This window comes from Rhizobium rhododendri, from assembly GCF_007000325.2.
Classification (GTDB): Bacteria; Pseudomonadota; Alphaproteobacteria; order Rhizobiales; family Rhizobiaceae; genus Rhizobium; species Rhizobium rhododendri.
This window is the reverse complement of the sequence record NZ_CP117267.1, coordinates 2722833-2735790: the sequence shown is the minus strand read 5'-3', so window position 1 is coordinate 2735790 and position 12958 is coordinate 2722833. Positions and strand designations below refer to the sequence as shown.

Below are 12958 nucleotides of genomic sequence, written 5' to 3'. Positions count from 1 at the left end.
CGTTGAATGTTAAATATCAGTCGCCAGAAGATAAGCCCTTCCACGTCGCCCTGTCGAGCTTATTCTTAATTAGTTTATTATGAATGCCGGATTGTCCGGTAGTGGACAAACCTATTTACTTGCCCACAAAACTTTAAACCGAGCATTGCGGCAAGTTTCACCGCTATTCTTGAACAGGCCCGCCAGCACCGGCTCATAGGGCAGGCCACGGTTTGCCACGAGCAACAGCCTGCCACCACTGCGGATCGCTCCGGCTGCCGTCTTGATGAGTGCCTGGCCCAGCAACGGATCGGCGGCATGCCCTTCGTGAAAAGGCGGGTTCATGATGACGAGATCGTATTTGTCGCGCACGGATTCGCCAGCCAGGTCGTGCCAGAAGAAGCGCGCTGCGATGTTCGGGATGTTGGAAGCGAGATTGTGCTTGGCGGCTTCCAGTGCGGCGTGATCTGCCTCGTAGAGGTCGATGCGCCCCAGTTTAGGCGAGCGCGTACCCATCTCGACGGCGAGGTAACCCCATCCGGCACCGAAGTCGGCGACGTCGCCGGTAAAGTCGGCCGGCAGGCGTGAGGCGAGCAGTTCGGAGCCGGCGTCGATGCGCTCGTGGGAGAACATGCCCGGTGCCGTCGTGAAACGGCCGTCAACGCGGATTGCCGGCTTCTGAAGCTTGGCCAGCATCGGCGCCGTGTCTTCGGGGCGTCCGAACCAGAAGGCCACGCCGTGATATTTCGGCATATGGTCGATGGTAAGACCAAGGCCTTCGACGCGCTTGCGCAACGAGGCGATGCCGTCTTCCTTGCCGCCGGCGACGACGATCAGGCCGCCGAGTTTCACCCGTGCGAGCGCCTCGGCGATGTTGGCCTCGTTCTCGCCCTTGTGCTTGGTGCAGAGAACCAGCGCGCCGTCATAGTCCGTTCCCTCGATCTCAGGCGTCGCCTCTATGCGGCTTGCCTGCAGCTGGCGATAGAGAGGGCGAAAACCCTGCACCGCGGTCAGGCTCGCCTTGAACTCGGGCGGCAGCGCGAAGCCGGCCTCGGCGCCGAGAAACAGGATGCGTTCACCTTCACTGGGTGCAGCCACGGTGGCGGAAGCAAAGGGATGGAACAGGGTCTTCAGGGCGTCGCGGCTCATGGCTTATCTCGTGTCAAAGGCGGATAGAAAAGGGGCGCGGAACTTGTCCCGCGCCCCGGAGATGCAAGCGAAGGCGCAGCTTATTCGGCTGCGGCATCCTTCTTTTCGCCGACGATTTCCTGGCCGGTGGCCTGGTCGACGACCTTCATGGAAAGGCGAACCTTGCCGCGTTCGTCGAAGCCGAGCAGCTTGACCCAGACCTTCTGGCCTTCCTTGACGACGTCAGTCGTCTTGGCAACGCGGTCGCCTGCGAGCTGGGAGATGTGCACCAGGCCGTCGCGTGCGCCGAAGAAGTTGACGAAAGCGCCGAAGTCGGCTGTCTTGACGACCGTGCCTTCGTAGATCTGGTTGATCTCAGGCTCGGCAACGATCGAGTGGATCCACTTGCGGGCTGCTTCGATTTCCTTGCCGGACGAGGATGCGATCTTGATCGTGCCATCGTCTTCGATGTTGATCTTGGCGCCTGTCTTTTCAACGATTTCGCGGATGACCTTGCCGCCGGAGCCGATGACTTCACGGATCTTGTCGACCGGGATGTTCATGATCTCGATGCGCGGAGCGAATTCGCCCAGCTGGCCACGGCCTTCGGAAATGGCGTTGGACATCTCGTTGAGGATGTGAAGACGACCGTCCTTCGCCTGGTTCAGCGCGACGTTCATGATCTCTTCAGTGATGCCTTCGATCTTGATGTCCATCTGAAGGGCGGTGATGCCGCCTTCCGTGCCGGCAACCTTGAAGTCCATGTCGCCGAGATGATCTTCGTCGCCGAGGATGTCGGAGAGAACTGCAAAGCGGTCCTCTTCCTTGATCAGGCCCATGGCGATACCGGCAACCGGGCGGCCGAGCGGAACGCCGGCATCCATCAGCGCGAGCGAGGTGCCGCAGACGGTAGCCATCGAGGACGAGCCGTTGGACTCGGTGATCTCGGAGACTACGCGCAGCGTGTAGGGGAACTGCTCAGGTGTTGGCAGCATCGGACGAATGGCGCGCCATGCGAGCTTGCCATGGCCGATTTCGCGGCGGCCCGGGGAGCCCATGCGGCCGGTTTCGCCAACCGAGTAGGGAGGGAAGTTGTAATGCAGAAGGAAGCGTTCCTTGTACATGCCGGTCAGACTATCGACATACTGCTCGTCTTCACCGGTGCCGAGCGTGGCAACGACGATCGCCTGGGTTTCGCCGCGGGTGAACAGGGCAGAACCGTGGGTACGCGGCAGCAGGCCGACTTCCGAGACGATCGGACGAACGGTCGACAGATCGCGGCCGTCGATGCGGCTCTTGGTGTCGAGGATGTTCCAGCGAACGATCTTCGCCTGCAGGTGCTTGAAGACGGCGCCGATGACTTCGGCGGAATACTTCGGCTCAACGCCCTCAGGGAAGTAGTGAGCCTTGACCTTGGCCTTGACGGCGTCGACGGCTGCGTAGCGGTCGGCCTTCTGGGTGATCTTGTAGCCGTCGCGAAGCTCGGCTTCGAAGTGCTTCAGCATTTCGGCTTCGAGTTCGGAATGATCTTCCGCCTGGAAGTCACGGGCTTCCTTGGCGGCAACTTCAGCGAGCTTGATGATCGCGTCGATGACCGGCTGGAAACCACGGTGGCCGAACATGACGGCGCCGAGCATGATTTCTTCGGAGAGTTCCTTGGCTTCCGATTCAACCATCAGGACGGCGTCCTGCGTGCCGGCAACGACGAGGTCGAGAACCGATTCGTCCATCTCGTCGAGATGCGGGTTGAGGACGTATTCGCCATTGATGTAGCCGACGCGCGCGCCGCCGATCGGGCCCATGAAGGGAACGCCGGAGAGGGTCAGGGCAGCCGAGGTAGCAACCATGGCGAGGATGTCGGGATCGTTTTCAAGGTCGTGCTGGACAACGGTCACGACGACCTGCGTGTCGTTTTTGTAGCCAGCCGGGAAAAGCGGGCGAATCGGGCGGTCGATGAGGCGGGAAACCAGCGTTTCCTTCTCGCTCGGACGGCCTTCGCGCTTGAAATAGCCGCCCGGGATCTTGCCGGCTGCGTAGGTCTTTTCCTGGTAGTTGACGGTCAGCGGGAAGAAATCCTGGCCCGGCTTCGGCGACTTGGCCGAAACGACGGTGGCCAGAACCACGGTCTCGCCGTAGGTGGCGAGAACCGCGCCGTCAGCCTGACGGGCGATCTTGCCGGTTTCGAGTTTCAGCGGGCGTCCTGCCCACTCGATTTCCACGGTGTGTACGTCGAACATATTCTATCCTTGCCTGATGCGGGAAAACGCGCCACCGCCGGTTCGGGCAAGGCGCATCGTCGACCGCATTGTGTGACAGGTCACGGGCAAGACAGCGGGAGGCTTTTTCCGGCGTTTCCGTTTCGCCTTCAGGCGGTGGACGGAGACGATCGTGTCCGGCATTGCGGCTTCAGGTCCTGGACCTCGAAGACGGCCTGGACCAAGGGTCCTGGCGAAAGCGTCCGGCAATCCTGCCCCATGACAGGTCAACGGTTTATGTCTTGGCGAAGCCGGCCCATCCGGTTCGCCGCCTCTTGCCTGTTGCGCGGATCATATCGTGGCGCGGTCAGGCATCGGGATGTGGGTCGGTGCGACCCGGTCATAAAAGTCCGGCGGGCGTCCCGTCAGGAACGCCCGCCGCAAAATTGTTACCGACGGATACCGAGGGCAGCAATCAGCTTGCTGTAGCGGGATGCGTCCTTCTTCTTCAGATAGTCGAGCAGCGAGCGGCGGCTCGAAACCATCGTCAGCAGACCACGGCGGGAATGGTTATCCTTCTTGTGGTCCTTGAAATGGCCGGTCAGATTGTTGATCCGTTCGGTCAGGATAGCAACCTGTACTTCAGGCGAACCTGTGTCGCCTTCGACAGTTGCGTATTCCTTGATGAGAGCGGCCTTGCGCTCAGCAGTAATCGACATCGGATGGTCCTTTCGATGAGGAGGAAGAAGTCGCCAAAAGCCGAGATGTCGTCCAGCTTTGGCCGCGAAAGCAAATGGGCGAGCCCAGTGCTGCCGGTGCCTATAGACTAATTGAGGCGGGAAGGGAAGAGGGGGAGGTGTGGGGTGGCTATGCCTAGAGTCTCTGTTCTGGCGTGCCGTCGTATAAAGGATCTCGCTTGAGCGTTGCTGAGGAATTTTAGGGACCATCGGTCAAGTGAGTAGCTAGAGACAAAATTTCTAGCGCTTCGGAGGAAGTTCTTCAAGCTTGGTAATTGGCTGCTCGATTTTTGTCAGTTCCGTCGCCTCCACCTCTCCAAGTTTATGAGCAAGAATTTGGGCAAGGCACAATGGGCCCACTACCATGCTTCTGTAAGGGGAAACGAAGTAAAAGACCCCGTCTTTGTATTCGTTTATTATGCTTTGATCGTATCCATCACAATTTTCTTCAATAACTATGCTCATATGATTTCGACGCGGCGAATGAATATGTACTGCAAGCTTTGCGTCGTGCCGCCATATGCATAGTGACCATGTTCCTCTTATGGACATAAATTGCTTAACTTCATCTGGGATGGTCAATTGCCCGCCGCCCAGAAATCCGGAGCCTTGGATTCGCAGACCTTTACGTTCGTCCGGAGTTTTCGACCAAAGCCCCTTTCGAAGTTCACCGGCGTATGCGCGATCTTTAAAAGGCTCGCCTAGAATATTAAATCCGATACCTAACGCAATTTTGCATAGGAAGCGGGTGTCGAAACCAAGTTTTATTGAAACGGTTGTGGACGCGCTACAGCCATGCAAGGAAGCGTCAAGGGCTTTCAGATCCAGCAGTTGCTGTTTATCGTTTGGGTCACGTTGCGGAAAGAATATCGACGCTATTCGCGCATCTATATCAGAAGCAGGCTTCCCGTTGAGGACGCATCGTTTTGCCTTTTCAAACTGCGCCCTAAAGCTTAGAGCAGCGCAGGTGAACCAATATTCGTTCGCCGAACCAAAAGCGATATATGCTCTACCTGGATCTAGCTTCTTACGTTTAATAATGTCGCCGCCAACTATGCCAAACCACTTTTCGTCATCGCGCTTATGAAAGTGGTAAACTCTATCCCCAGCTAACCCTCCCCAGCGGTCGCAAACCTCGTCATCCGAAATATGCATTCCAGGTTCTTCACCAAAATAAACAAATGGCGCTGGAGATGGCTTGCCGGGATCAAGGAATTCGTGAGCGTTGATTGATGCTTCTGCCTGAAGGAACCAACTTTTAACGAAGCCACCGTCAACGAACAGACCACAAGAATTATTGCATTTTACGCAAACTGATCTCGTCTTAAATATTGGGGGGAGTAAAGCTCCTCCCAACGCGCTGGGCCAAATGTGTTCGAGCGAAAACTCGCTATCGGTCTTTTCTTTATCGCAATATAAACATCTGGACACCGCAATTCCTTCCACGAGTTGCGCAGTCTAGCATACTCGCGAAAGGGTTCACGCAGGAGGCGCAAATGAATTTTATATCATTGTGCATAAAGTCGAATTTGTCTGACCAGTAACAAAATGCTTTATAAAGCGAAGACGGGGGCCCTCAGACAAACACCCGCTTCGGCCGAAACTCGCCTTCGCCGATCTCGCCGATGGCAATGAGCTTGCCTCGCGCCGTGGCATAGGCTTCGCTCTCGGCGACCGGTGCATCGCGACCGCGGACGAGGATGGGGTTGCCCATCTTGAGGCGGTGGGCCTGTTCGTCGGTGATGGCGAGATGCGGGAGGGACGACAGGGCTTCTGCGGTGTCGATGACCAGCGCGTCGAGGGCGGCGAGGCGCTCTTCCATATCCTCGATGGCTTCCAGCGCCACCAACTCCGCAAGAGGTACCATGGTCTCTTCGCCAAATGGCGCGACGAACGTGCGGCGCAGGCCGGAGACGTGGCCGTAGCAGCCTAGGTCGCGGCCGAAGTCGCGGGCGAGCGCCCGGACGTAGGTGCCCTTGCCGCATTCGACTTCGAAATGCGCCGTGGAGGCATCGGGGCAGGCGAGCAGCGTCAGGCGGAAGATCTCGACTTCGCGGGACGGGATGTCGACGGTTTCGCCTTCGCGAGCGAGATCGTAGGCGCGCTCGCCGGCGATCTTGATGGCCGAAAACTGCGGCGGGATCTGGTTGATGACGCCGGTGTAGTTCGGCAGAAGTGCGCGTATGTCCTCCTCGGAGGGGCGTTTGTCCGAGCTCTGCGTGACTTCGCCCTCGAGGTCGTCGGTGGCGCGCTCTTCACCCCATGTGACGGTGAATTCATAGATCTTGCGGCCGTCCATGACGTAGGGAACTGTCTTGGTCGCATCGCCGAGCGCGATCGGCAGCATGCCCGAGGCCAGCGGATCCAAGGTACCGGCGTGGCCGGCCTTCTGGGCGTTGAACAGCCATTTGATCTTCGAGACAGCCTCGGTCGAGCCGAAATCGATCGGCTTGTCGAGGATAAGCCAGCCGGAAACCGGGCGGCCCTTTGGTTTTCTGGGTCTGGACATCGGTCTCTACTATGATTGGGTGTCGTCGGTATCGGGGCCGAGATCGCGCTGGACTTCCGGCGACTTCAGGAGATCGTCGATCTTCTTGTAGTTATCAAAGCTAGTGTCGTCCTTGAAGCGGAGTTCCGGCATGTATTTCAGCTGGCGAAGCAGCGGGCCGACACGGCCGCGTATATATTTGGCGTGCTTGTTGAGCAGATCGATGATCGTATCGTGGTCGGCGACGCCGAGCGGCGAAACGTAAGCGGTGGCAACCTTCAGGTCCGGCGACATGCGCACTTCCGAGATGGCAAGCACGGTCTTTTCGAGGACCGGCTCGCGGACTTCGCCGCGCTGCAGCACCTGCGTTATGGCGCCTCGGACCTGTTCGCCAACGCGAAGCATGCGCTGCGAGGGCGCGGAGGTAGTGGGTCTGGTCATGGTGTTTCCATCAGCGGCGTCCAAAGGGACGCGATAAAGCGGCTCACATGCCCTGATATGCTGAAAAGGTCAAGGCTTTGCTGGGGCGGGCGGCTGCCAGAGGTTGCGAATGCGAGCCAGAACCGCGTCCTGTTCCTGCCGGTTATGGAAGGCATGGGCCGGGATGTAGTGGACCGTCGCCTCGCTGTCGAACTCGATACGGCCATGCCGTTCCTCGATGGCGGAAATCATTGTCCAGGCCAAGGTCGTCGTGGCGCCGGGCCGTTCCCAGGCGATACCCTCCGGCGAGACGCTGACCATCACGGTGGCATCCGGAAGGATGCGGCTCGCTCTTGCGCTCCGCTGAAGGTAGGCCTCGCGCCGGAGCGAAAGCATCATCAGCACGCAGACGGCAAGGCAGGGGACCGAGCAGATGAGCATCAGGTTGAACACATCGATCAGCGGCGTCGGCCCGAACGAGGGAAGCAGGATGAGGCTGCGGTAGATATTGAGAAAAAGGCTGAGCGCTGCCCCACCGAGGACGCCGACCATAAGGTACCAGCCGTTGATGCTGGCGCGCGGGGTCAGTGGATGGCCGAACCGCCCGATGGCCTCGCTGATGACATGGGCTTCCTCACCGGGCTGGCGGATGTAGGACAGGCTGAAACGGTCGTCCTGCGACAGCGGTGATGTAAGCATATGAGAAGCCTTGAGGATAACGTCGCGCAGCATTCGACTGTTCGTCGGCCGAATTCAACAAAAAACCGCCGGTTTGCACCGGCGGTTTGGATATCTTGGCAATAATGCGCGAGCGATCAGAGCGTACGCGTGATGTGTTCGACGCGGAAGCATTCGATGACGTCGCCGGCACGCATGTCTTCGTAGTTCTCGAAGGCCATGCCGCACTCCTGGCCCATCGGCACGTCGGAGACTTCGTCCTTGAAGCGCTTGAGTGTCTTGAGCTTGCCTTCGTGGACAACGACGTTGTCGCGGATAAGGCGGACGCCTGCTCCACGCTCGACCTTGCCTTCGGTAACGCGGCAACCGGCCACTTTGCCTGTCTTCGTGATGTTGAAGACTTCGAGGATCTCGGCGTTGCCGATGAAGGTTTCGCGGCGTTCCGGCGAAAGAAGACCGGACATCGCCTGCTTCACGTCGTCGACGAGATCGTAGATGATGCTGTAGTAGCGGATCTCGATGCCTTCGCGTTCGGCGAACGCACGGGCCTGTGCATTGGCGCGGACGTTGAAGCCGATGATCGCGGCGCCCGAGGCTTCCGCCAGCGAGACATCCGATTCGGTGATGGCACCGGCGCCCGAATGGACGATGCGAGCACGCACTTCGTCGGTGCCGAGCTTGTCGAGCGCGCCGTTGATGGCTTCGATCGAGCCCTGCACGTCGCCCTTGATGACCAGCGGGAATTCCTTGAGAACGTTGTTCTGAAGCAACGTCATCATCTGTTCCAGCGAGCCGCGCTGACCGGACTGACGGGCAGCGGCCTTGTCGCGGGTGAGGCGCTGGCGATATTCGGAAATCTCGCGGGCCCGGCTTTCGCTATCGACGATCGCGAAGCGATCACCGGCAGACGGCGTACCGGAGAGGCCGAGAACCTCGACCGGCGTGGCGGGACCGGCTTCCTTGACCTGCTCGCCCTTGTCGTTGACCAGCGCGCGAACGCGGCCCCACTGATCGCCGGCAACGATGATCTGGCCGGGACGCAGCGTGCCCTTCTGGACGAGAACAGTCGCAACCGGGCCACGACCGCGGTCGAGCTGGGCTTCGATGACCGTACCTTCGGCAGGACGCGACGGGTTGGACTTGAGGTCGAGAATTTCCGACTGCAGCAGCACGGCTTCGAGCAGCTTGTCGAGATTCAGGCCGGTCTTGGCCGAGACTTCGACGTCCAGCACTTCACCGCCCATGGTTTCCACGAACACATCATGCTGCAGCAGCTGGTTACGGACCTTCTGCGGATCGGCTTCGTGCTTGTCGACCTTGTTGATGGCGACGATGATCGGCACGCCGGCAGCCTTTGCATGGGCGATGGATTCGATCGTCTGCGGCATGACGCTGTCGTCGGCCGCGACCACAAGGATGGCGATGTCGGTAGCCTGCGCACCACGGGCACGCATGGCGGTGAACGCGGCGTGGCCCGGGGTGTCGATGAAGGTGATCTTCTGGCCGTTCTGCTCGACCTGATAGGCACCGATATGCTGGGTGATGCCGCCAGCTTCGCCGGAGACGACGCTGGTCTTGCGGATGGCATCGAGCAGCGAGGTCTTGCCGTGGTCGACGTGGCCCATGATGGTGACAACCGGAGGACGCGAGACCAGCTCTTCGTCTTCCTGCGAGCCATTGAACAGGCCCAGTTCGACGTCGGATTCCGATACGCGCTTGACCGTATGGCCGAATTCGACCGCAATCAGTTCAGCCAGATCGGCGTCGATGACGTCGCCCGGCTTCATCATCTGGCCTTCCTTCATCAGGAACTTGATAACATCGACGGCGCGCTCGGACATACGCTGTGCGAGTTCCTGGATTGTGATGGTTTCCGGCAGGATGACTTCGCGCAGGACCTTTTCACGGGTCTCCTGCATCTGGCCGCGGCGGAATTTCTCCTGGCGGCGACGCATGGCCGAAAGCGAACGACCGCGACCCGTGCCGTCGTCGTCGACATTGGCTGTCGTGACGGTCAGCTTGCCACGGCGGCGCTCTTCTTCGGTCTTCGGACGAGCCGGTGTCTTCGGCGGCTCGACGCGAACGACCTTGCCGCGAATGACGGCAGTGCGCGGCGGTCCACGGTTTTCTTCTTCCTCGCCAAGAGGCTTGCGGCGGCCGGCAACGTCGCCAACGGCGGGGCGTGCGGCCGGAGCGCCGGCATCTGCACGGCGAACGAGCGGAGCTGCGACCGGCTGAGGCTTTGCAGCCTCGATACGGGCTGCTTCCTCGGCCGCTGCTTCTGCGGCGGCTTCGGCAGCTGCGATTTCCGGACCGCGTGCAGCGAGATCTGCAGCGCGGCGAACGGCTTCAGCCTCTTCCTCGATGCGACGCTTTTCGTCTTCGATCTTGCGGCGGGCGTCTTCCTCGGCGCGGCGGATGGCGTCTGCAGCGTCACGGGCCTGCGCATCGGCAAGCGCGCGGCGGCGGGCATCCATCTCGTCTGGCGAAAGGTGGTTGAGCACGACCGGGCGCGACGGGCGATCCTGCTGCGGACGCGCCTGGTAGGCCGGCGCTGCCGGCTGGGCACGCGGAGCAATGCCGCTCGGCTGGTTGACGCGGGTCTGGATCTGCGGCTGAGCCGGACGGGCCGCAGGCTGCGGTGCAGCCTCGACGCGTGCAGCAGCGGCAGGCGCTGGGGCCGTGACCGGCGTGATCACCTGCTTGTCGTCTTCCGGGCGTAGAGGGCGGCGCTTGCGAGTCTCGACCACGACCGCTTTGGTGCGACCCCGACCCATATCCTGACGCACGGTGCCCTGGTTCACGCCTGAAGGTTTCAGTGTGAGGGTCTTCTTACCCGATGCGCTCAGCGTCTTTTCGTCGTTGTTGTCAGTCATTCCGGTCCTGTTCCTTCAAACAGGGCGGATGACTACCATCAGACCCTGTCTTTAATTCGATGTACCTTAACGATGCGTCCGGCGTTCACCGATGTCCGCGTCATTGTTTTAGCTGGCCAGCGGCGCCCGTTGCCCGGGACTGACCGCCGTTGCGGTACCGTTCGAGCAGGTTTGCGCGTTTCACTACACCTTCACCCGCCTGCCCTGCAAGCGCGCAGGCGTGGATAAAAGCGTTCTGGCCCATCAGTTCGTCCATTTCCGCCGTCGTGAACGGACGGGAAGATGGTATTTCCTGCTCGGTTTCCATTCCGAGATGCCAGGCCTTGCGGGCCTGGTCGATTTTCCGGACGCCGTCATCGGCTGCGTCCGCGGCGTGGTAGACGGCAATTGCGCCGCCTGATCTGATTGCCCCGTCGACCTTCGACGAGCCATTGATAAACTGGCTCGCCTTGCGGGCCATATGCATCATGCCGGCAAGCTGCATCTTCAGCAGCCGCTCGACAGTTTCGCCGAGATCCTCGGCGGCCTTCACATCCGCCTTCAGGGCGCGGGCAAAAAGCTTCTTTGCCACCGCCTTGTCGACTGTTGCCCGGTCGAGCTTGACCCAGCATCCGCGTCCCGGCAATTGCCGTTTCAGATCCGGTACCACCGTGCCGTCTGGCGCGGCGACGAACCGGATCAGGTCGTCCAAATCACCGCTCTCGCGGGTGACGATGCACATGCGACCGTTTTTTTCCTCGGTCGGTACATCGTCGTCGTCAAGCGCAACATCCTGTTGGAGTGCCGCGGTCATGCTCCCTGCTCGGCATCGGGCTCAGCCTCAGGTTCGGCTTCCGCCACCTCTGCAAGCTGCACAGTTGCTTCGTCTTCGGTGATCCAGCCGACGGCCAGACGTGCCTGGATGACCATCTGTTCGGCCTCGACGCGCGAAACCTCCAGCTTGGAGAACAGGCCCTCGAACTTCTTGGTCTCGCCGTTCTTGCGTTCGGTCCAACCGATCAGGTCGTCGGAGGCGCAGCCCGCAAAGTCTTCCAGCGTCTTGATGCCGTCTTCGCCGAGCGCCACCATCATCTGGGCGGTCATGCCGTTGATCTGCAGCAATTCGTCGGCAACGCCGAGCGCCTTACGCTTCTCGTCCATCTCGGCTTCGTTACGCTCGATGAATTCGCGTGCACGCTGCTGGATTTCCTGGGCGGTTTCCTCGTCGAAACCGTCGATCGAGGCAATTTCCTCGAGATCGACGAATGCGAGTTCCTCGACCTGGGCAAAGCCTTCGGAGGCAAGGACCTGGCCGACCATCTCGTCGACGTCGAGCGCATCCATGAACAGGGTGGTGCGTTCGTTGAATTCCTTCTGGCGGCGTTCCGATTCCTCGGCTTCCGTCATGATGTCGATGTCCCAGCCGGTCAGCTGCGAAGCGAGGCGGACGTTCTGGCCGCGACGGCCGATGGCCAGCGACAGCTGTTCGTCCGGCACGACGACTTCGATGCGCTCTGCATCTTCGTCGAGCACGACCTTGGTGACTTCTGCAGGCTGTAGGGCGTTGACGACGAAAGTCGCCGGCTCCTGGCTCCACGGAATGATGTCGATCTTCTCGCCCTGCAGTTCGGCGACAACAGCCTGGACGCGCGAACCGCGCATACCGACGCAGGCGCCGACAGGATCGATCGACGAATCGTTCGAGATGACGGCGATCTTGGCGCGCGAGCCCGGGTCGCGGGCAACCGACTTCACCTGGATGATGCCGTCGTAGATTTCAGGCACTTCCATGGTGAAGAGCTTCACCATGAACTGCGGATGGGTACGCGACAGGAAGATCTGCGGACCGCGCTGTTCGCGGCGGACGTCGTAGACAAAGGCGCGGACGCGGTCGCCGTAGCGGAAGTTTTCGCGCGGAATCATCTCGTCGCGACGGATGATGCCTTCGCCACGACCGAGGTCGACGATGACGTTGCCGTATTCGACGCGCTTGACGGTGCCGTTGATGATTTCGCCGACGCGTTCCTTGAACTCGTCGTACTGACGATCACGCTCGGCTTCGCGGACCTTCTGGACGATGACCTGCTTGGCAGACTGGGCGGCGATGCGGCCGAAATCCATCGGTGGCAGCGGATCGGCGATGAAGTCGCCAAGGGCAGCGTCGGGGTTGCGGTCGCGGGCCAGTTCCAACGGAATCTGGATCGCATAGTCTTCCGCTACTTCGACCACTTCGAGCAGACGCTGCAGACGGATTTCACCGGTCTTCGGGTTGATGTCCGCGCGGATGTTCGATTCCGAACCGTAACGGGAGCGCGCAGCCTTCTGGATCGCGTCTGCCATTGCGGCAAGAACGATCTCGCGATCGATGACCTTTTCGCGCGCCACGGCGTCTGCGATCTGCAGAAGTTCCAGGCGGTTCGCACTGACTGCCATTTTAATTTCTCCGTCTTCCTGCCCGGGTTCCCGTCCCGTGGGCGG

10 protein-coding genes are annotated in these 12958 nt (G+C 60.4%); all 10 read right to left on the bottom strand.

Annotated elements, in window-relative coordinates:
- Positions 1–111: 111 nt before the first annotated feature.
- Complete coding sequence (locus PR018_RS13285) at positions 112–1128, bottom strand: class I SAM-dependent methyltransferase (RefSeq protein WP_142831515.1); 1017 nt, start codon at positions 1126–1128, stop codon at positions 112–114.
- Between the two features lie 80 nt (positions 1129–1208).
- A complete protein-coding gene (gene pnp / locus PR018_RS13280; RefSeq protein ID WP_142831514.1) occupies positions 1209–3344 on the bottom strand; it encodes a polyribonucleotide nucleotidyltransferase in 2136 nt (711 codons plus the stop codon).
- A 407-nt stretch (positions 3345–3751) separates the two neighbouring features.
- On the bottom strand, positions 3752–4021 hold the full coding sequence (gene rpsO / locus PR018_RS13275) for a 30S ribosomal protein S15 (protein WP_142831513.1): 270 nt from the start codon (positions 4019–4021) through the stop codon (positions 3752–3754).
- A 258-nt stretch (positions 4022–4279) separates the two neighbouring features.
- On the bottom strand, positions 4280–5470 hold the full coding sequence (locus PR018_RS13270; protein ID WP_161990995.1) for an HNH endonuclease: 1191 nt from the start codon (positions 5468–5470) through the stop codon (positions 4280–4282).
- A gap of 145 nt (positions 5471–5615) precedes the next feature.
- Entirely contained in the window at positions 5616–6548 is a 933-nt protein-coding gene (gene truB / locus PR018_RS13265; protein WP_142831511.1) for a tRNA pseudouridine(55) synthase TruB, read from the bottom strand.
- Between the two features lie 9 nt (positions 6549–6557).
- Positions 6558–6968, bottom strand: coding sequence for a 30S ribosome-binding factor RbfA (gene rbfA / locus PR018_RS13260; RefSeq protein ID WP_142831510.1), 411 nt, complete (start codon positions 6966–6968; stop codon positions 6558–6560).
- A gap of 69 nt (positions 6969–7037) precedes the next feature.
- A complete protein-coding gene (locus tag PR018_RS13255; protein WP_142831509.1) occupies positions 7038–7679 on the bottom strand; it encodes a YcxB family protein in 642 nt (213 codons plus the stop codon).
- An 83-nt stretch (positions 7680–7762) separates the two neighbouring features.
- On the bottom strand, positions 7763–10501 hold the full coding sequence (gene infB, locus PR018_RS13250; RefSeq protein WP_142831508.1) for a translation initiation factor IF-2: 2739 nt from the start codon (positions 10499–10501) through the stop codon (positions 7763–7765).
- 100 nt (positions 10502–10601) lie between these two features.
- Positions 10602–11294 (bottom strand): RNA-binding protein, encoded by a 693-nt coding sequence (locus tag PR018_RS13245; protein ID WP_142831507.1) that lies wholly within the window; start codon positions 11292–11294, stop codon positions 10602–10604.
- Complete coding sequence (nusA, locus tag PR018_RS13240; protein WP_142831506.1) at positions 11291–12913, bottom strand: transcription termination factor NusA; 1623 nt, start codon at positions 12911–12913, stop codon at positions 11291–11293. Before nusA ends, PR018_RS13245 begins: the two co-directional genes overlap by 4 nt.
- Between the last annotated feature and the right edge of the window lie 45 nt (positions 12914–12958).

What these genes read in the sequence shown, in the direction of transcription:
- pnp (WP_142831514.1), bottom strand. Translation starts at nt 3,344, where the DNA reads ATGTTCGACGTACACACCGTGGAAATCGAGTGGGCAGGACGCCCGCTG.
- rpsO (WP_142831513.1), bottom strand. Translation starts at nt 4,021, where the DNA reads ATGTCGATTACTGCTGAGCGCAAGGCCGCTCTCATCAAGGAATACGCA.
- PR018_RS13255 (WP_142831509.1), bottom strand. Translation starts at nt 7,679, where the DNA reads ATGCTGCGCGACGTTATCCTCAAGGCTTCTCATATGCTTACATCACCG.
- rbfA (WP_142831510.1), bottom strand. Translation starts at nt 6,968, where the DNA reads ATGACCAGACCCACTACCTCCGCGCCCTCGCAGCGCATGCTTCGCGTT.
- nusA (WP_142831506.1), bottom strand. Translation starts at nt 12,913, where the DNA reads ATGGCAGTCAGTGCGAACCGCCTGGAACTTCTGCAGATCGCAGACGCC.
- PR018_RS13245 (WP_142831507.1), bottom strand. Translation starts at nt 11,294, where the DNA reads ATGACCGCGGCACTCCAACAGGATGTTGCGCTTGACGACGACGATGTA.
- PR018_RS13285 (WP_142831515.1), bottom strand. Translation starts at nt 1,128, where the DNA reads ATGAGCCGCGACGCCCTGAAGACCCTGTTCCATCCCTTTGCTTCCGCC.
- truB (WP_142831511.1), bottom strand. Translation starts at nt 6,548, where the DNA reads ATGTCCAGACCCAGAAAACCAAAGGGCCGCCCGGTTTCCGGCTGGCTT.
- infB (WP_142831508.1), bottom strand. Translation starts at nt 10,501, where the DNA reads ATGACTGACAACAACGACGAAAAGACGCTGAGCGCATCGGGTAAGAAG.